The organism is Pseudomonas sp. P4_C1 (genome assembly GCF_056402155.1).
On sequence record NZ_JBFUHY010000010.1, the window covers coordinates 1 to 19,276 of the forward strand.

General features: G+C 60.3%; 12 protein-coding genes. 6 read left to right on the forward strand and 6 right to left on the reverse strand.

What is annotated here, in order from left to right:
• Positions 1 to 166 precede the first annotated feature (166 nt).
• On the reverse strand, positions 167 to 2,764 hold the full coding sequence (locus AC1DU9_RS09090; protein ID WP_477810020.1) for a hypothetical protein: 2,598 nt from the start codon (positions 2,762 to 2,764) through the stop codon (positions 167 to 169).
• Between the two features lie 232 nt (positions 2,765 to 2,996).
• Between AC1DU9_RS09090 and AC1DU9_RS09095 the strand changes: the two genes are divergently transcribed.
• The 4 genes from AC1DU9_RS09095 to AC1DU9_RS09110 all read left to right on the forward strand — a co-directional run bounded on the left by AC1DU9_RS09095 (position 2,997) and on the right by AC1DU9_RS09110 (position 12,323).
• On the forward strand, positions 2,997 to 5,300 hold the full coding sequence (locus AC1DU9_RS09095; RefSeq protein ID WP_007994999.1) for a YgiQ family radical SAM protein: 2,304 nt from the start codon (positions 2,997 to 2,999) through the stop codon (positions 5,298 to 5,300).
• Positions 5,301 to 5,582: 282 nt separating this feature from the next.
• Positions 5,583 to 8,858 (forward strand): transglutaminase family protein, encoded by a 3,276-nt coding sequence (locus AC1DU9_RS09100; RefSeq protein ID WP_477810021.1) that lies wholly within the window; start codon positions 5,583 to 5,585, stop codon positions 8,856 to 8,858.
• Between the two features lie 88 nt (positions 8,859 to 8,946).
• Complete coding sequence (locus AC1DU9_RS09105) at positions 8,947 to 11,433, forward strand: circularly permuted type 2 ATP-grasp protein (protein ID WP_477810022.1); 2,487 nt, start codon at positions 8,947 to 8,949, stop codon at positions 11,431 to 11,433.
• On the forward strand, positions 11,433 to 12,323 hold the full coding sequence (locus AC1DU9_RS09110) for a transglutaminase family protein (RefSeq protein WP_477810023.1): 891 nt from the start codon (positions 11,433 to 11,435) through the stop codon (positions 12,321 to 12,323). The genes AC1DU9_RS09105 and AC1DU9_RS09110 overlap by 1 nt, the downstream gene beginning before the upstream one ends.
• A 214-nt stretch (positions 12,324 to 12,537) precedes the next feature.
• On the opposite strand, the gene AC1DU9_RS09115 is transcribed toward AC1DU9_RS09110, so the two are convergent.
• Together AC1DU9_RS09115 and AC1DU9_RS09120 are read right to left on the reverse strand one after the other, a co-directional pair.
• The gene (locus tag AC1DU9_RS09115; protein ID WP_007973286.1) at positions 12,538 to 12,717 is read right to left on the reverse strand and encodes a hypothetical protein; all 180 of its coding nucleotides are present in this window, start codon (positions 12,715 to 12,717) and stop codon (positions 12,538 to 12,540) included.
• A gap of 68 nt (positions 12,718 to 12,785) precedes the next feature.
• On the reverse strand, positions 12,786 to 13,373 hold the full coding sequence (locus AC1DU9_RS09120) for an LOG family protein (RefSeq protein ID WP_057712229.1): 588 nt from the start codon (positions 13,371 to 13,373) through the stop codon (positions 12,786 to 12,788).
• Between the two features lie 344 nt (positions 13,374 to 13,717).
• Between AC1DU9_RS09120 and azu the strand changes: the two genes are divergently transcribed.
• On the forward strand, positions 13,718 to 14,164 hold the full coding sequence (gene azu / locus AC1DU9_RS09125; protein ID WP_223462537.1) for an azurin: 447 nt from the start codon (positions 13,718 to 13,720) through the stop codon (positions 14,162 to 14,164).
• Positions 14,165 to 14,338: 174 nt separating this feature from the next.
• Here azu and nadE read toward each other — a convergent pair whose 3' ends face one another.
• The 3 genes from nadE to AC1DU9_RS09140 form a co-directional block, all read right to left on the reverse strand.
• Positions 14,339 to 15,166, reverse strand: coding sequence for an ammonia-dependent NAD(+) synthetase (gene nadE, locus AC1DU9_RS09130; protein ID WP_477810024.1), 828 nt, complete (start codon positions 15,164 to 15,166; stop codon positions 14,339 to 14,341).
• Between the two features lie 4 nt (positions 15,167 to 15,170).
• Positions 15,171 to 16,397 (reverse strand): nicotinate phosphoribosyltransferase, encoded by a 1,227-nt coding sequence (gene pncB / locus AC1DU9_RS09135; protein ID WP_223462539.1) that lies wholly within the window; start codon positions 16,395 to 16,397, stop codon positions 15,171 to 15,173.
• Positions 16,398 to 16,604: 207 nt separating this feature from the next.
• Complete coding sequence (locus AC1DU9_RS09140; protein WP_223462540.1) at positions 16,605 to 17,516, reverse strand: LysR family transcriptional regulator; 912 nt, start codon at positions 17,514 to 17,516, stop codon at positions 16,605 to 16,607.
• Positions 17,517 to 17,690: 174 nt separating this feature from the next.
• Between AC1DU9_RS09140 and amaB the strand changes: the two genes are divergently transcribed.
• On the forward strand, positions 17,691 to 19,181 hold the full coding sequence (amaB, locus tag AC1DU9_RS09145) for an L-piperidine-6-carboxylate dehydrogenase (protein WP_223462541.1): 1,491 nt from the start codon (positions 17,691 to 17,693) through the stop codon (positions 19,179 to 19,181).
• Positions 19,182 to 19,276: the final 95 nt, after the last annotated feature.

Consider the following 19,276-nt stretch of genomic DNA (forward strand, 5'->3'; position numbering starts at 1 on the left):
GGGATGCTGAAGGGGCATTCGGCGTCATTGCCGGTTTTTTGATTGACGGTTTCGTGGAGCCTCTATTGGTTCGCGATTTTTTTAGCAGGAAAATCACGGCGAAGAGCGGTACATATATATTCAACAGCGATCGGCCGGCGCGCACCGCCGGCCAATTGCAATAGCCTTACGCAGTCAGGTCAAAAATCCGCTGCGCCGTCCGGCCATCAATCGTATGGCGCCAGATGGCGATGTGCTCTCGACCGGCCTGTTCGTCCCGGCGCTGGGCTGAAATACCTGTTCCGCTCTGCTCGAGGGTTTTGAGATGAGCGCCCATGACCGTGAAGTTCAGTGCAGGGCTGTCCTTCCTGTCGTAGTGGAAATGAGCGTGCCACAACGGCTCTCCGGTATGGCTGTCGTTGAGTGAGTAGATGTCGAGAAAGTGTTTTTCCTTACCTTTGCCACGGGCCACTCGGTTGTGGGTTCTGACCGCGCTGATGTGCCCCACGTTGATCAGATACGCCAGACGGTCCGCACTCAGAAAGGCTTTGTCCTTGTAAAGCCGGATGCGGATATCCTCGCCTTCGGTACGCAAACGCTGACTGTCGTGCCTCAGGCGCTGGACGAGGCCGTCGATAGTCTCCCCGGTTGGATTCGGAGCGTGTTCGAGCTGTCGGGCCAGGTTGTCGAGCGCTTCGGCCTTGCCGCCGAGAAATTCGACGATATTGGTGGCGTTGCGTTTGGCCCGTTCATCCCGCCTGGCTTTGTTCAGGTGCACGTCGAACCGGTCCAGCCGCCGGGTGGCTCGTGCCATCAGCTCGGGCAGTGCACGGTTTTGCACGGGTTGTACTTGGCGCCATTCACCCTCCCGGCGCTCGTAGGTTCGCAGGACCTTTGTCGAGTGGTTAGTGTCGATCACATCAATCAGCTCTTCGCCGGTCACGGTGCGACGCGGTTGACCGACACTGATCTTGTAGACACCGTGGTGTTTGGCGCGAAACATTCGTCTGGGCATCGGTGCCGGCCCGGTTCTCGCTTGCACGGGAACAAAGTCGAAATCAATCGGTTGATCCTGTGCTGGTAACGCCGAGGTGCTTTCCCTGTCTCGGTGATAACGTCCTATCTGTTTTTCAAGGATATGTTCGAAGGCCTGGACAGCATCGACTATTTCTCGCTGGGAATTGATGTGGGCTGGGCCGGGTGGCAGCGTCAGATTTTCATAGGAGTCTCTAATCGCTGAGCACTGCTCGATCAGGCTGCCCAATACGGCAATGCGTGCGTTTTCCGGAATATTGTCGATATCCCGGAATGCGAATGTTGTTTCGATAAAAGAGAACGCGAGATTAACGGGAAAGAAGTTACCGTCGACGGGAACATCGGTCAGTAATAGACTTTTTGCCTGGATCCAGTAGGCTGTGAATTCGTGAATTTCTGTAGGGTAGTACCCGAGTTCGGCCAACTCGCTCGCCGAGGTACGCGATTTGTTCAGTATGTCGTCTGCAATATCCTGGCGTTTTTGCATAATCGCCAATCTGTTAGCCAAGTAGGTAGCCGTCGCTCGGTGGACTTCGAAGAAATCAGTATAGGACTCGATATTCAATTGTTTGCGCCGTTGGTTGACCGTCAGGAGATCGGTATAAAGTTCGACTCTCTTCTTCTGATGAGCATGCAGTTCCTCCAGGTAAATATTCTTTCCTCTATGGCGGAGGTGCGAATCTCGATTATTCAGGTAGAAATTCACGAAGTTTTCCAAAGCCGTCAGTTGCCGACGTAGCGAGACTTCGAGCAGGACAATCAAGCTCTTTTCGCCTTCGGTGCCTTCTGCTGCTCCCGCATCGGAGCGGAGTCTGTCCGTATGCGCTATAGCCTGTTCAATTGTCTCGACATGAGTATGCAAACCTCGCAAAAGATCAGCCAAAGGAAGCAGCGTCGGTCGGTCTGGCGTTGTCCGACGCATTCCGCCCGCGCCAGTGATAATGAGTCCCGACCAGCCGTTCTGCCTGTCGAAAACAATCGGCTCTGACCTTCCCGGGCGCGTCGCGACATACAGGTTGTGGTCGTCCAGGGCGACGGGATCCTCTGCCCGGACGAGGCGCATCACCGGAGCCTGCGGCGAGGAGGCCTCAAGATCATGCAGGGCTTGATAGGCGCGGTCTTCGATGACCACGTAGAGTTTGCCATCGTGCCGATACAGTCCGTCGCTGCCCGGTTCCGTGCCGGTGAAGTCCAGTCTCGTGCGAAAGGCCTCCAGGCGGGTGGCGGTCAATGGGTAGGTGGTTGACTCAAGGTCGTCCACCCGATGCCAGAGGTTGCTCTCGGGGTCGCGCACGAGCACCGGGCCTGACGCTTGCAGTTCGCTCGGCAGCTTGGCCCGGTACAGGCCGGTGTCCGGATCTGCAGTGATATGCACGATGCCACCACCCGGCACATCGACATACTGGCGTCCCTTGAACGTTCTGAAACCCAGGGCGTCGGGCGCGGGAAGCTGAGCCGCCGAGGCGAGCCAATAATGCTCCAGCGGACGCGGTGCCGACGGGAGGGCAGGCACCGGGACGGAAGGTAGCTCGCTGGCCGTTACGGGCGGTGCTGGCGTGATGGCATCGAGGTCGACATTTCCCGGTGTCCCGGTCCCTTTGGGAGGGATTCGCGGATTCGTCGTGACTGGCAAGCCGAAATCGACACGCGGCAGGGTGTCGGGCAACGGGGTGTGTCCGTCCGAGGGTGGCTTGGGATGGGGGTGGACATCGACGGTGACTATGCCTTTGGGTGGCGGTTTGGGTGACATGGGTTTTCATCCTTGAGCGGTTGCCGCATCAGCTTCCATGAACGGGATGATGATGGGGGCAGTTGGCGTCATTGCCGTTTTTGCGCTTCACGGAGCTGTAAAGCGCGTATCGTCCGGGTCAGGTGTGCGGGAGCGTTGGATCGAAGAGAAACCGACCATTGTTGTCGGAATTGGTCAAATTTTGTGCTATATTCCGCGCCCGCGATTTTTCATCTCAACACCGGTCATCGACATGCAAGCAGCCAAGCCGTTATTTGACTATCCAAAATATTGGGCCGAATGTTTCGGGCCAGCGCCGTTCCTGCCCATGAGCAGGGAGGAGATGGATCAGCTCGGCTGGGATTCCTGCGACATCATCATCGTTACCGGTGATGCCTACGTCGATCACCCGTCGTTCGGCATGGCGATTATCGGCCGGCTGCTGGAGTCCCAGGGCTTCCGCGTCGGGATCATTGCCCAGCCGAACTGGCAGTCCAAAGACGACTTCATGAAGCTCGGTGAGCCGAACCTGTTCTTCGGTGTTGCGGCCGGCAACATGGACTCGATGATCAACCGCTACACCGCGGACAAGAAGATTCGTTCCGACGACGCCTACACGCCGGGTGGCCTGGCGGGCAAGCGTCCTGACCGCGCCAGCCTGGTCTACAGCCAGCGCTGCAAGGAAGCCTACAAACACGTGCCGATCGTGCTCGGCGGCATCGAAGCTTCCCTGCGCCGTATCGCCCACTACGACTACTGGCAGGACCGTGTGCGCAACTCGATCCTGATCGATGCCAGCGCCGACATCCTGCTTTACGGCAACGCCGAGCGAGCCATCGTCGAAGTCGCCCAGCGTTTGTCCTATGGTCACAAGATCGAAGACATCACCGACGTGCGCGGTACCGCGTTCATCCGTCGTGACACGCCACAAGGCTGGTACGAAGTCGATTCCACGCGCATCGACCGTCCGGGCAAGATCGACAAGATCATCAACCCGTACGTCAACACCCAGGACACCCAGGCCTGCGCCATCGAGCAGGAAAAAGGTCCGGTCGAGGATCCGCAGGAAGCCAAGGTCGTGCAGATCCTGGCCAGCCCGCGCATGACCCGCGACAAGACCGTGATACGTCTGCCGTCGGTGGAAAAAGTCCGCAACGATGCGGTGCTCTACGCACACGCCAACCGCGTGCTGCACCTGGAAACCAACCCGGGCAACGCCCGCGCCCTGGTGCAGAAGCACGGTGAAGTGGACGTCTGGTTCAACCCGCCACCGATTCCGATGACCACCGAAGAAATGGACTACGTGTTCGGTATGCCTTACGCGCGCATTCCGCACCCGGCGTACGGCAAGGAGAAAATCCCGGCCTACGACATGATCCGTTTCTCGGTGAACATCATGCGTGGCTGCTTCGGCGGCTGCACCTTCTGTTCGATCACCGAGCACGAAGGCCGAATCATTCAGAACCGTTCCCACGAGTCGATCATTCGAGAAATCGAAGAGATTCGTGACAAGGTCCCGGGTTTTACCGGCGTGATCTCCGACCTTGGCGGGCCGACCGCGAACATGTACCGCATTGCCTGCAAGAGCCCGGAAATCGAATCCGCGTGCCGCAAGCCATCGTGCGTGTTCCCAGGCATCTGCCCGAACCTGAACACCGACCACTCGGCACTGATCCAGTTGTACCGCAGTGCGCGCGAGTTGCCGGGTGTGAAGAAGATCCTGATCGCTTCCGGCCTGCGTTATGACCTGGCGGTCGAATCGCCGGAATACGTCAAGGAGCTGGTGACCCACCACGTCGGTGGTTACCTGAAGATCGCCCCGGAACACACCGAGGAAGGCCCGCTCAACCAGATGATGAAACCGGGCATCGGCAGCTATGACAAGTTCAAGCGCATGTTCGAGAAGTACTCCAAGGAAGCGGGCAAGGAGCAGTACCTGATTCCGTACTTCATCGCCGCCCACCCGGGCACCACCGATGAAGACATGATGAACCTGGCCCTGTGGCTCAAGGGCAATGGCTTCCGTGCCGACCAGGTACAGGCGTTCTACCCGTCGCCGATGGCCACCGCCACCGCGATGTACCACTCGGGCAAGAACCCGCTGCGCAAGGTCACCTACAAGAGTGACGCAGTGACCATCGTCAAGAGCGAAGAGCAGCGTCGTCTGCACAAGGCGTTCTTGCGTTATCACGACCCGAAAGGCTGGCCAATGCTGCGTGAAGCGTTGACCCGCATGGGTCGTGCCGACCTGATCGGGCCGGGCAAGAACCAGTTGATCCCGCTGCACCAGCCGTCCACCGACAGCTACCAGAGCGCCCGTCGCAAGAACTCGACGCCAGCTGGCAGCCACAAGGTTGCAGGGGAAAAGACCACCAAGATCCTCACCCAGCACACCGGCCTGCCACCACGCGCCAGCGATGGCGGTAATCCGTGGGACAAGCGTGAACAGGCCAAGGCGGCGGCATTCGCCCGCAACCAGCAGGCGGCCAAGGAGCGCAAGGACGCGGCCAAGGGCAAGGGCCCCAAACCGACCCGCAAGCCGGTCGTACCGCGCTAAGCCTCGCTTGAGCTGAACAGAACGCCAACCTTCGGGTTGGCGTTTTGCATTCAGGGCCTGGACGAGCCTTTGTAGGAGCGGGCTTGCCCGCGAAGAGGCCGGAACTGCCAACCAATTTCTGTCTGATCGCCACATTTATGTGCACCTGCGTCAAACCATTTTCCTGCATCGCCCGATTTTGGTGCTGTACTGCCTCAGGCAACCGAAGAAAGCGCCAGCATTGCTGGATGGCATAAGTCTTGCCCGCTTTCCCATACGCTCAAGGCTCGCAGGAGGCACGCCGTGTCGATTCATGTCGCATTGCACCACGTCACGCATTACCGCTATGACCGCGCTGTTGAGCTCGGCCCGCAGATCGTTCGCCTGCGTCCCGCCGCTCACAGCCGCACGCGGATTCTGTCCTATGCGTTGAAAGTCTCGCCCGAGCAGCATTTCATCAACTGGCAGCAGGACCCTCAGGGCAATTACCTGGCGCGGCTGGTGTTCCCGGAGAAAACCGAGGAATTGCGAATCGAGGTCGATCTGCTGGCAGAAATGGCGATCTTCAATCCGTTCGACTTCTTCCTCGAGCCCTATGCGGAAAAGATCCCCTTCGCCTATGCCGCGGATGAGCGCAAGGAACTGGCGCCGTACCTGGAAACCTTGCCCCTGACGCCGAAGTTCAAGGCTTATCTGGACGGCATCGACCGCACACCGTTGCCCGCCGTGGATTTTCTCGTCGCACTCAACCAGCGCCTGAGCGAAGACATCGACTACCTGATCCGCATGGAGCCCGGTGTACAAACACCTGAGCACACCCTCGACCAAGCCTCCGGTTCGTGCCGCGACTCCGCTTGGTTGCTGGTGCAACTGCTGCGCAACCTGGGGCTGGCGGCGCGTTTCGTATCGGGTTACCTGATCCAGCTGACCGCCGACGTCAAAAGTCTCGACGGTCCGTCCGGCACCGACGTGGATTTCACCGACCTGCATGCCTGGTGCGAGGTGTACTTGCCTGGTGCCGGCTGGATCGGCCTGGATGCGACTTCCGGGCTGTTTGCCGGTGAAGGGCATATTCCGTTGGCCTGTAGTCCCGATCCGTCTTCTGCGGCCCCGATCAGTGGCCTGGTGGAACCCTGCGAGTGCGAATTCAGCCACGAAATGTCCGTGGAGCGGATTTGGGAAGCACCGCGGGTCACCAAGCCCTACACCGACGACCAGTGGCTGGCGATTCAAGCCTTGGGCCGGCAGATCGATGCCGACCTGCTGGAAGGCGATGTGCGCCTGACCATGGGCGGCGAGCCGACCTTTGTGTCCATCGATGATCCGGACGGCGCCGAGTGGAATACCGCGGCACTGGGGCCGGATAAACGGCGGTTGTCCGCCGAACTGTTCCAGCGCATGCGTAAACACTACGCGCCCAAGGGGCTGGTGCATTTCGGGCAGGGCAAGTGGTACCCCGGCGAGCAACTGCCGCGCTGGTCGCTCAATTGCTATTGGCGCCGTGACGGCGTGCCGATCTGGCACAACAGCGCGCTGATCGCCGATGAGCAGGAAGACTACGGCGCGGATGGCGCACTGGCCGGGCGTTTTCTGGCGAGCGTCGCCGAACGCCTGAAGATTCCGACACGCTTTGTGTTTGCGGCCTACGAAGATAATTTCTATTACCTCTGGCGCGAAGGGATGTTGCCGCAAAACGTCAGCGCTGAAGACTCGCGTCTGGAGGATCCGCTGGAGCGGGCCCGCCTGCGCAAAGTGTTCAGCCAAGGGCTGGACAAGGTCATCGGCCAGGTTCTGCCGCTGGCGCGCACCGCCAAGGGCGACCAGTGGCAGAGCGGGCGCTGGTATCTGCGCGACGAGCACTGCCGTCTGGTGCCGGGGGACTCGCCGCTGGGTTATCGCTTGCCGCTGGGGTCGCAGCCGTGGGTGACAGCGGCGGAATATCCGTTCATCCATCCGCAAGACCCGAATCAAGACTTCCCGTCGTTGCCCGATACCGCGCAACTGCAAAATCAAAGTGAAGCTGCCGAGGTGCAAGAGCGCGCGCCGAAGCTCGATGAATCCGCCGACTGGCTGACCCGCACCGCCTTCTGTGCCGAGGCGCGGGAAGGCCGGTTGTACTTGTTCATGCCGCCGCTGGAGCGGGTCGAGGATTACCTCGAACTGGTCGCTGCCATCGAAGCCACAGCCGAAGAGCTGATGTGCCCGGTGTTGCTGGAGGGCTACGAGCCGCCGAGCGACCCACGCCTGAGCAACTTTCGCATCACCCCGGATCCGGGGGTGATCGAGGTCAATGTGCAGCCGTCTGCGACCTGGGATGAATTGGTCGAGCGCACCGAATTTCTCTACGAAGAAGCGCGCCAGACCCGACTGACCACCGAGAAATTCATGATCGACGGCCGGCATACCGGTACGGGTGGCGGTAACCATTTCGTGCTGGGTGGCGCGACCCCGGGGGACTCACCGTTTCTGCGTCGCCCGGATCTGCTGCGCAGCCTGATCAGCTACTGGCACAACCATCCGTCGCTGTCCTACCTGTTTTCCGGATTGTTCATCGGCCCGACGTCCCAGGCGCCGCGCGTCGATGAAGCACGCAACGATGCCTTGTACGAACTGGAAATTGCTTTCGCACAAATGCCTGAAGCGGGTGAGGAATGCCCGCCATGGCTGGTGGATCGATTGCTGCGTAATCTGCTGATCGATGTGACGGGCAACACTCATCGCGCCGAGTTCTGCATCGACAAACTCTATTCGCCGGACGGTGCCACCGGGCGCCTCGGATTGCTGGAACTGCGTGCGTTCGAGATGCCGCCCCATGCCCGCATGAGCCTGGCGCAACAATTGTTGCTGCGGGCGCTGGTCGCGCGGTTCTGGCGCGAGCCCTATGCGCCGCCGAAGCTGGCGCGCTGGGGCACGGAGCTGCACGATCGCTTTCTGTTGCCGCACTTTATCGAGCAAGATTTCGCCGATGTCATCGTTGACCTCAACGCCGCCGGTTATCCGGTGCGGGCCGAATGGTTCGCCGCGCATCTGGAGTTCCGATTTCCCAAGGTTGGCGACTACGCCGTCAGTGGCATTGCACTGGAGTTGCGCCAGGCGCTCGAGCCTTGGCACGTGTTGGGCGAAGAGGGCGCCATGGGCGGCACGGTGCGTTACGTGGATTCGTCACTGGAGCGTTTGCAGGTCAAGCTCAGCGGCTTGCCGCCCCAGCGTTATCTGCTGACCTGCAACGGCATTCCGGTGCCATTGCAGCCCACCGGGCGTGTAGGCGAATTCGTCGCGGGGGTGAGATTTCGTGCCTGGCAACCGGCCAACTGTCTGCAACCGACCATCCCGGTCCACGCGCCGCTGGTGTTCGACCTGCTCGACACCTGGATGCAGCGCTCGCTGGGCGGTTGCCAGTATCACGTCGCCCATCCGGGCGGGCGCAACTACGACAGCTTGCCGGTGAACGCCAATGAAGCGGAGAGCCGGCGAATGGCGCGCTTCTTCCGCATCGGACACACGCCAGGGAAACTTCCTATGCCCAATCTGGAAATTAGCGACGAGCTGCCGATGACGCTCGATTTACGACGTTTCTAAACCGTACGCGACGCTCGGATTTTTCGTATATCCGGGCGTCACGAGCCTGCGTTAGTCTGACCGTTCATTGCTGTCTGCCGAGCTTTCCATGCCTGACCTGCTAGACCGCTACCCGCTGACGGCGGGCACCTATCACGAACTGCTCGATGACACCGGGACCGTGCGCCCGCACTGGCGCCGACTGTTCGAGCAGTTGCAACGCAGCACGCCGGCGCAACTGGTGCAGCGTCAGGCCCTGCTGACCCGGCAAATCCAGGAGAACGGCGTTACCTATAACGTTTATGCCGATCCCAAAGGCGCGGACCGGCCGTGGGAACTGGACCTGCTGCCCCATGTCATCGCGGCTGATGAGTGGCAACAGTTATCGGCCGGCATCGCTCAGCGGGCGCGATTGCTCAATGCCGTGCTGGCTGATCTTTACGGTCCGCAACGGCTGATTGCCGAAGGTCTTTTGCCCGCCGAGCTGGTGTTCGGTCACAACAACTTCCTTTGGCCCTGTCAGGGCATCAGCCCGCCTGATGGGGCCTTTCTGCATCTGTATGCCGTGGATCTGGCGCGCACATCCGATGGCCGCTGGTGGGTGACGGCGGATCGTACCCAGGCGCCTTCGGGAGCCGGGTATGCGCTGGAAAACCGCACGATTGTGTCCCGGGCCTTTCCCGAGCTGTACCGCGACCTGAAAGTGCAGCACCTGGCCGGGTTCTTTCGCACCTTGCAGGAAACCCTCGCTCGTCAGGCCCCGAACGACGGGGACGCACCGTTGGTGGTGCTGCTGACGCCAGGGCGTTTCAACGAAAGCTATTTTGAACATTTGTACCTCGCTCGCCAGCTCGGCTACCCACTGGTGGAGGGCGGCGACCTCACGGTGCGCGATGCGACGGTCTACCTGAAGACCCTGAGTGGTCTGCGCCGGGTTCACGCGATCATGCGCCGGCTCGACGATGATTTCTGCGACCCGCTGGAGCTGCGCACCGACTCAGCCCTCGGCGTGCCGGGCCTGCTGGAAGCGGTGCGGCAGGGGCGGGTGCTGGTGGCCAACGCCCTGGGCAGTGGTGTGCTGGAATCGCCGGGGTTGTTGGGGTTTCTGCCGAAGATCAATCAATTCCTGTTCGGCGAAGAGCTGATCCTGCCGTCCATCGCCACTTGGTGGTGCGGCGAAGCGTCGGTATTGGCCCAGGCCCTGGAAAAACTGCCGGAGTTGCTGATCAAACCGGCGTTTCCGTCCCAAAGCTTTGCACCGGTATTTGGCCGTGATTTGGGTGAAAAACAGCGCCAGGAACTCGCCGAGCGTATGCAGGCACGGCCTTACGCTTATGTGGCGCAAGAACTTGCGCAATTGTCCCAGGCGCCGATCTGGCAAGCCGAAGACGGTCAACTGCAGCCCCGTGCCATCGGCATGCGCGTGTATGCGGTGGCCAGCCACGAGGGTTACCGGGTGCTGCCCGGTGGCTTGACCCGGGTCGCCGCGCAAGCCGATGCCGAAGTGGTGTCGATGCAGCGCGGCGGCGCCAGTAAAGACACCTGGGTGCTGGGCGATCGTGCGCCCAGCGGCGAACAATGGAAGGCCCAGCGCAATATTGGCGTGCATGACCTGGTGCGGCGCGATCCATACCTGCCGTCGCGGGTGGTAGAAAACCTGTTCTGGTTTGGCCGTTACTGCGAGCGTTGCGACGACAGCGCCCGTTTGCTGCGCATCATGCTGGCGCGCTATGTCGATGGCGACGACCCGCAAGCCCTGCAGGCAGCGGTGGACCTCGGCGAACGACTGATGCTGTTGCCCGAGGAGGGCGAATTGCCGGAGCGCCTGTTGGCGGCGCTGCTCGGCGATGACTGGCCGTTCAGCCTGCGTTCCAACCTGCAACGCTTGCAGTGGGCTGCTTCACAGGTGCGCGGTAAACTCTCGCGGGAAAACTGGCAGGCATTGGTGGAGTTGCAGCGTGAAGCCATGGAGCTGGAGACCGAAGAGCCGGATTTCGGTGAGTTGCTGGATTTCCTCAACCGTCTGGTGATGTCCCTGGCGGCGCTGTCCGGCTTTGCCCTGGACGACATGACCCGGGACGAAGGCTGGCGTTTCCTGATGATTGGCCGGCGGATCGAGCGCCTGCAATTTCTCAGCGGCAGCCTGGCGGCGTTCCTTCGGGGCGCCGGGGCTTTCGACCAGGCCGGGCTGGAATGGCTGCTGGAACTGGGCAACAGCAGCATCACCTACCGTTCTCGATACCTGGCGGTGGCGCAGCTGATCCCGGTGCTCGACCTGTTGTTGCTCGACGAGCAGAACCCTCACGCCGTGTTGTTCCAGTTGAAACTGGTGACCCGCACCCTCAAACGGCTCAATGATGACTTTGGCGTACCGCGTGAAGCAGCGCTGCCGCAATTGGTAGAGCGTCTGGCACGATTCGATCTGGGCTGCCTGGAAAACCCGCTGTTCGGCGACGCGAGTGTTCGCGCCGCCATCGAGGGGCTGGCCGCGCTGCTGCAGGAGATCGCCGACGCTAGCGGGCAAGTTTCCGATCGTCTGGCGCTGCGGCATTTCGCCCATGTCGACGATGTCAGCCAGCGCACGGTGTCCGTCTGATGAGTGCTCACTACCAGATTTTCCACGACACCCATTATCACTATGACAGTCCGGTGTCCCTGGCCCAGCAACTGGCGCATTTGTGGCCGCGGCCTTGTGCCTGGCAACGCTGCACCGACCAGCAATTACAGATCAGTCCGTTGCCAACTTCGCGTCGCGATGAGCAGGATGTATTCGGCAATCCGCTGACCCGGCTGGCGTTCGAGCGTCCCCACGATGAATTGCTGGTCAACGCCAGCCTCACGATCGAAGTGTTGCCCCGGCCTGTGCTGGACCTCAATCGGTCTGCGGCGTGGGAAAACACTCGAAGCGCGCTGACCTACAGCAGCCAACCGCTGTCGCCCGAATTGCTCGAAGCCTGCCGATACCGGTTTGAATCGCCGTATGTGCATTTGAAGAGAAACTTTGTCGAGTTCTCGCAAAGCTGTTTTCCGCCCGGTCGACCGTTACTGCTCGGCGTGCAGGCGCTGATGGAGAAAATCTTCAGCGAGTTCACCTTCGATGCCGATGCGACCCAGGTGGCGACGCCGCTGGTGGAAGTGCTGGAGCGTCGGCGCGGGGTCTGCCAGGACTTTGCTCACCTGATGCTCGCTTGCGTGCGTTCCCGAGGGTTGGCGGCGCGCTATATCAGCGGCTACCTGCTGACCCAGCCACCGCCGGGGCAGCCACGGTTGATTGGTGCTGATGCATCCCACGCCTGGGTTTCGGTGTTTTGCCCGGTGCTGGGGTGGGTGGATTTCGATCCGACCAACAATGTGCAACCGGCACTGGAGCACATCACCCTGGCCTGGGGCCGGGATTTTTCCGATGTGTCGCCGTTGCGGGGGGTGATTCTGGGTGGGGGTAATCACGATCCGGAAGTTCGGGTAACGGTGATGCCACTGGAGTAACAGGGATCAAAATGTGGGAGCGAGCTTGCTCGCGATAACGGACTGGCAGTCAAAGAAATGTTGGATGCAGGGACGCTATCGCGAGCAAGCTCGCTCCCACAGGGAATTGCGGTGTTTTGGAGTCATTCGACTGGCCTGTGAGGGTCGGCAGCAAAGCTGCCAACCCTGGACACAGATCCTGTGGGCCTGATCAGATCAACCGGCCCGGAGGTTCTCAGGCGTCGGGCGCCGAGTCTTTTGGTGCATCAACATCGTCTTCTGCCGCCACTTCACCCTCAGGGTTCAGTGCCGCTTCTTCAGCTGTAGCTTTCTTGCGCTGAAGCTTTTCCTCTTTCTTCTGCTCCTTGGCCAAGTCTCTCTGACGTTTGGCGAAGGAATAATTGGGTTTGGCCATGGGCGATCCTCTGGGGTCGAAGGTGAGGTTGAGCGGCGCATATTCTGCCTTGTATCGGTGCCAAGCCGTTAGCTGGGTTTTTGCTCGGCCCATTTTGGCGCTATGGACGGTTGCCAGGCATCCAGGGCATCGAGCAGGGTTTGCGGTGATTCRCTCACTTGCAGCATGTCACGGTGCTGCTCGCGAACGAAGCCTTCGCCGACGATGTGATCGAGAAAAGACGTCAATTTGCTGTAGAAACCGTTCACTTCCAGCAAACCCAGCGGTTTGCCGTGGTAGCCGAGCTGGCCCCAGGTCCAGACTTCGAACAGCTCTTCCAGGGTGCCAAGGCCACCGGGCAGTGCGATAAAGGCATCGCTGAGCTCGGCCATCCGCGCCTTGCGCGCGTGCATGCCATCGACGACTTCCAGGCGAGTCAGGCCGCTGTGGCCGATTTCCTTGTCCTTGAGGCTTTGCGGGATGATGCCGATCACTTCACCACCGGCCGCCAGGGCCGCATCAGCGACGATGCCCATCAAGCCCACGGCGCCGCCGCCATAAACGAGGGTCAGCTTGCGTTCGGCCAACGCCCGGCCAAGGGCCACGGCTGCTTCGCGGTAAGCCGGGTTGGTGCCGGTGCTGGCACCACAAAACACACAAACGGATGTTAAAGACATGCCTTGCTCCATGGTCGATCAGGATCACAGAGTAAAGGCAGGCGCACGGCACTCCAAGGGCTAGACTTCGAGTTCTGGAGTTTCGTACGTACCGCTGGCGCCGCAGGCGTAGGCGGCGAGCAAACTGCACAACAGGCTGTTGATCGACATGACAGGCGTTCCATTTGAAGGGGGACGGCCTGATGATAGGCCCGGACCAGACACTTGGCCGGTAGAAATTTCGCATCGGTGTCATAGCCCGAAAGTTGTATACAATTTTTGATTCAAGTCATATGAACTTGCGAAGTTTTCAGGCAGTCTTCTGTTCATTCGCGATTTCGTTAACCCTGCCTTGGAGATTCACCATGTTTGCCAAACTTGTTGCGGTATCCCTGTTGACACTGGCCAGCAGCCAATTGATGGCTGCAGAGTGCAAAGTCACTGTCGACTCCACCGACCAGATGTCTTTCGACACGAAGGCCATTGAAATCGACAAGAGCTGCAAGACGTTTACCGTAGAACTCAAGCACTCCGGCAGCTTGCCGAAGAACGTCATGGGCCATAACTGGGTGCTGAGTAAAGAAGCCGACATGCAGCCGATCGCCACCGACGGCCTGAGCGCCGGCATCGACAAGAACTACCTGAAAGAAGGCGATGCTCGCATCATCGCTCACACCAAGATCATCGGCGCTGGAGAGACAGACTCGGTGACCTTCGATGTGTCCAAGCTGAATGCCGCTGAAAAGTATGGTTTCTTCTGCTCGTTCCCGGGCCACATCTCGATGATGAAAGGCACCGTGACCCTGAAGTAAGACTGTCCACGGCGTTATCGTTCATCGCGAGCAGGCTCGCTCCTACAGGTACTGCGCTGTCCTTGTAGGAGTGAGCCTGCTCGCGAATGGGCCATCTGCATCAATAAATGTGTTGGCCAAAGAAAAAGCCCGCTGAGGATCACTCCTCAGCGGGCTTTTTCATTCACTCACGCCTCAAGGCGCGAACGGCATCACCCGCTTGTGCTGGGTCTTGTTGTACGTATCAACAATGATCCTGAACGCCACTTCACGCACCGGGTTGCCATGCAGGAAGGCGTCGATCTCGGCGTAGGTCACGCCGTGGGAAGCTTCGTCCGGTTTGCCGGGCGACAGGTCCTCAAGGTCGGCGGTCGGGACTTTCTCCACCAGCGACTCCGGCGCACCGAAGCTGCGGGCAATCGCCCGCACCTGGTTCTTCACCAGGCCGCTGAGCGGTGCCAGGTCGCAGGCGCCGTCACCGAACTTGGTGAAGAAGCCCATCACCGCTTCCGCCGCGTGATCGGTGCCGATCACCAGGCCATGGGTTGCGCCGGCGATGGTGTACTGGGCGACCATGCGCATGCGCGCCTTGGTGTTGCCGAGCACGAAGTCCACCGACACCGCATGTTTGCCTTCGAAGGCCGCCACTTCATTGGCCAGGGCTTTGACCGCCGGGCCGATGTTCACGGTGTGGCGTTCGTCCGGCTTGATGAAATCCACCGAAGCCTGGGCGTCGTGCTCATCGAACTGGGTTTCGTAGGGCAGGCGCACGGCGATGAATTTGTAGGCGGCATCACCACTGCGCTGGCGCAGTTCACGGACGGCCTGTTGGGCCAACAGACCGGCGGTCAGGGAGTCGACCCCGCCACTGATGCCCAGCACCAGGGTCTTGAGCCCGGAATTGACCAGGCAGTCCTGAATGAAGGTCACCCGCCGGGCGACTTCGGCCTCAAGGGCGGCTTCGTCGGCGAATGGCGGCTGGACCTTGAGCTGTTCAGCAATCTCACGCTGTACGGCTTGCATGAATTCACTCCTTGCTTGATGTACTTGAAAGGGCGGCAGGAACCTGGAAAACGTGTCGCAGGTAAGCGACGAAATTCGGGTCTTTGCAGTGTGTCTTGCCTGGCTCGTCGGAGATCTTCGCCACCGGCTGGCCGTTGCAGGCGGCCATTTTAAGCACGATGCTCATCGGTTCGACACCCGGAATATCACAGGTCAGGTTGGTGCCGATGCCGAAGCTGACATTGATCCGACCGCGCAGCGCCCGGAATATCTCCAGGGACTTGGGCAGGGTCAGACTGTCGGAGAACGTCAGTGTCTTGCTCATCGGGTCGATGCCGAGCTTGTGATAGTGGGCGATGGCTTTTTCCGCCCAAACCACCGGATCGCCCGAGTCGTGGCGTAAACCGTCGAAAAGCTTGGCGAAAAACAGATCGAAATCGCCTAGGAAGGCATCAATGGTGATGCAGTCGGTCAGGGCAATCCCCAGCAGGCCACGGTATTCGCGGACCCAGCAATCGAGTGCGGCGATCTGGCTGTCGATCAGCCGCGGGCCGAGTTGCTGGTGCGCCATGATCCACTCGTGGGCCATGGTGCCCAGCGGTTTCATGTCCAGCTCCCGGGACAGGTGCACGTTGCTGGTGCCGACGAAGCGTCCGGGGAAATCGTGCTTGAGCACATTCACCACTTCTTCCTGCACCCGATACGAGAAGCGACGGCGCGTGCCGAAATCGGCCACCTGCAATTCGGACAATTCATCACTGCTGGCGTTGGCACTCAGCCAGTCGAACTTGCGGTAGAGCTGCTCGCGGGCCTGCTCCAGTACGATTTCGCGGTAGCGATAGCGGTTGCGCACCTCGCTGACCAGCGCCAGCAGCGGCACTTCGAACAGGATCACATGCAGCCAGGGGCCCCGCAGGCGGATAAACAGTTCGCCGTTTTCGAGGCCAGTGTGGATGTAGCGCAGGTTGAAGCGGAACAACCCGAGAAAACGCAGGAAATCCGGCTTCAGGAAGCTGATGCGTTCCAGGAAGCTCAATTGATCGGCACTCAGGCTCAGTTCGGCCAGGCGCTCGATCTGGAAACGGATTTCCGCCAGGTACGGGCGCAAGTCCTCACCATTACGGCAACGAAACTCCCATTCGACTTCGACGTTCGGGTAGTTGTGCAGCACCGCCTGCATCATCGTCAGTTTGTAGAAGTCGGTGTCGAGCAGGTTCTGCACGATGCGATCGGCAAACACACTCTCGCTCATAACGGGAATCTCCAGCGTTGCAGCGGTATTGATCAATGGCGCTAGTGGCGCATATCAGTAGCAAGGAATGCCAGCGATTTCTTGGAACGCGGCGGATCCCTGTGGGAGCGAGCTTGCTCGCGATAGCGGACTGACAGTCAATTGAAGCATTGAATGTGATGACGCCATCGCGAGCAAGCTCGCTCCCACAGGGATTGTGCAGGGGGCCTAATGTTGCACCGCATCCGGGCTATCGATCTGCTCCAGCATCCACTTCACGAAGTCCCGCACCTTGGGCACTTCCGCGGAATGCTCCGGGTACGCAAGGTAATAGGCATCGGTGCTGGGCATTGCATGCTGCCAGGGAATGACCAGCTTGCCGTCAGCCAGTTCCTCTTCCACCAGAAACCGTGGTAACAACGCCACGCCGCAGCCAACCTGGGCGGCGCGGATGCACATGTAAAAGGTTTCGAAACGCGGGCCGTGGTAGCTGTGCTCGGTGTGGTAGCCCTGATGCTCGAACCAGTCGTGCCAGGCCTGGGGGCGGGAGGCGTTTTGCAGCAGTACCAGATCGGACAGTTGCGTCGGATCGGTGAACGGTTGGGCAGGCAAGCTGCCCGGGGCACATACAGGAACAAGCTCTTCGCCGAACAGCTTCAGGCATTCGGTGCCCGGTCGTGAACCCTGGCCGAAATAGAACGCCAGATCGCTGCGACCTTGCAACAGGTCGTCGGCTTCCTGTTCGCTGCACAGGTCCAAGTGGATCGACGGGTGCCGCAGGCGCCAGCCTTTCAGGCGCGGCACCAGCCAGCGCGCGCCAAAGGTGGGTGGCGTCGAAACCCGCAGGACTTCTGTTTCGCCGCCGTAGGAGCGCAGGTAATGGGTCGACATCTCGACCTGCGTGAGGATTTTTCGTACCTCAACCAGGTACAGGTCGCCCGCCGGCGTCATCTGCAGGCGGCGGCGCACCCGGCGAAACAGCAGGTGCTGCAACAGCTCTTCGAGTTGCGCAACCTGTTTGCTCACGGCGCTTTGGGTCAGGTTCAACTCTTCGGCGGCCCGGGTGAAGCTCAAGTGCCGGGTGACGGCCTCGAAGCACTGCAACGCAGCGATCGATGGCAAGTAGCGTTTATTCAGCATGGGCGGTCCTTGGTTCTTGTTTCTTATTGCCAGCAATGCACAGCATGAATAAACGGAATGATATCTCTCTTAAAGGTCGTTTGTTGAGTAACCTCCGGGCAGCTAAAACTACAGGTCTGATCAGCCGTGGATTTCCGGCTGCACATGTTCTGTCTTTTGCTTGAGGAGTGACCCATGGTTGCCGCATTGCTTGATCGTCTAGGTGTGAACCCGGCCCTGTACCAGAACGGCAAAGTGCCGGTGCACTCGCCGATCGATGGCAGCAGGATCGCTGCCGTGAACTGGGAAGGCGCTGCTGAAGTCGAGCAGCACATCAGTCGCGCAGATCATGCGTTCGAACTGTGGCGCAAGGTTCCGGCACCGCGTCGCGGCGAGCTGGTGCGGCAACTGGGTGACATCCTGCGTGAATACAAGGCCGACCTCGGCGAGCTGGTGTCCTGGGAGGCTGGCAAGATCACCCAGGAAGGCCTGGGTGAAGTTCAGGAAATGATCGACATCTGCGACTTCGCCGTCGGTCTGTCGCGCCAGTTGTACGGCTTGACCATCGCCTCCGAGCGTCCTGGCCACCACATGCGCGAAACCTGGCATCCGCTGGGCGTCGTCGGCGTGATCAGTGCGTTCAACTTCCCGGTCGCAGTCTGGGCCTGGAACGCCACGCTGGCGCTGGTCTGCGGCAACCCGGTGATCTGGAAACCGTCGGAAAAAACTCCACTGACCGCACTGGCCTGCCAGGCGCTGTTCGATCGCGTACTGAAGAATTTCAGCGACGCGCCACCGCACCTGAGCCAGGTGATTATTGGCGGTCGCGATGCCGGCGAAGCCCTGGTCGATGATCCGCGTGTCGCGCTGGTCAGCGCAACCGGCAGCACCCGCATGGGCCGCGAAGTGGCGCCGAAAATCGCCGCACGTTTCGCCCGCAGCATTCTGGAACTGGGCGGCAACAACGCAATGATCCTCGGCCCGAGCGCCGACCTGGACATGGCCGTTCGCGCGATCCTGTTCAGCGCTGTCGGCACCGCCGGTCAGCGCTGCACCACCCTGCGTCGATTGATCGCCCATGAGTCGGTGAAAGAAGAAATCGTCACCCGCCTGAAAGCCGCGTACTCGAAAGTGCGTATCGGCCATCCGCTGGAAGGCAATCTGGTCGGCCCGTTGATTGACAAACAAAGCTTCGAAAACATGCAGGACGCGCTGGAGCAGGCCTTGAGTGAAGGCGGCCGGGTGTTTGGCGGTGAGCGTCAGTTGGAAGACAAGTTCCCGAATGCCTACTACGTGTCGCCAGCCATCGTCGAAATGCCGGAGCAGAGCGATGTGGTCTGCCACGAAACCTTCGCCCCGATCCTGTACGTGGTCGGTTACAGCGATTTCCAGGAAGCCCTGCGCCTGAACAACGCTGTGCCACAAGGCCTGTCCTCGTGCATCTTCACCACCGACGTGCGTGAAGCCGAGCAGTTCATGTCGGCGGTGGGCAGCGACTGTGGCATCGCCAACGTCAATATCGGCCCGAGCGGCGCTGAAATCGGTGGTGCATTTGGTGGCGAGAAAGAAACCGGCGGCGGTCGTGAGTCCGGCTCCGATGCATGGCGCGGCTACATGCGCCGCCAGACCAACACCGTGAACTATTCGCTGGAATTGCCGTTGGCGCAGGGTATTACATTTGACTAAATCTCACGTCGAACGGTGATCCCCCTGTAGGAGCGAGCCGGCTCCGGGCGGCGTTCCGACGATAGCGGTTTGTCAGTCACATCATTGTTGAATGT

Bases quoted from the DNA above. Each gene is read 5' to 3' on its own strand.
- nadE (WP_477810024.1), bottom strand. From the start codon at position 15,166: ATGCAAGCCGTACAGCGTGAGATTGCTGAACAGCTCAAGGTCCAGCCG.
- AC1DU9_RS09090 (WP_477810020.1), bottom strand. From the start codon at position 2,764: ATGTCACCCAAACCGCCACCCAAAGGCATAGTCACCGTCGATGTCCAC.
- AC1DU9_RS09110 (WP_477810023.1), top strand. From the start codon at position 11,433: ATGAGTGCTCACTACCAGATTTTCCACGACACCCATTATCACTATGAC.
- AC1DU9_RS09095 (WP_007994999.1), top strand. From the start codon at position 2,997: ATGCAAGCAGCCAAGCCGTTATTTGACTATCCAAAATATTGGGCCGAA.
- AC1DU9_RS09115 (WP_007973286.1), bottom strand. From the start codon at position 12,717: ATGGCCAAACCCAATTATTCCTTCGCCAAACGTCAGAGAGACTTGGCC.
- AC1DU9_RS09105 (WP_477810022.1), top strand. From the start codon at position 8,947: ATGCCTGACCTGCTAGACCGCTACCCGCTGACGGCGGGCACCTATCAC.
- AC1DU9_RS09140 (WP_223462540.1), bottom strand. From the start codon at position 17,516: ATGCTGAATAAACGCTACTTGCCATCGATCGCTGCGTTGCAGTGCTTC.
- amaB (WP_223462541.1), top strand. From the start codon at position 17,691: ATGGTTGCCGCATTGCTTGATCGTCTAGGTGTGAACCCGGCCCTGTAC.
- pncB (WP_223462539.1), bottom strand. From the start codon at position 16,397: ATGAGCGAGAGTGTGTTTGCCGATCGCATCGTGCAGAACCTGCTCGAC.
- azu (WP_223462537.1), top strand. From the start codon at position 13,718: ATGTTTGCCAAACTTGTTGCGGTATCCCTGTTGACACTGGCCAGCAGC.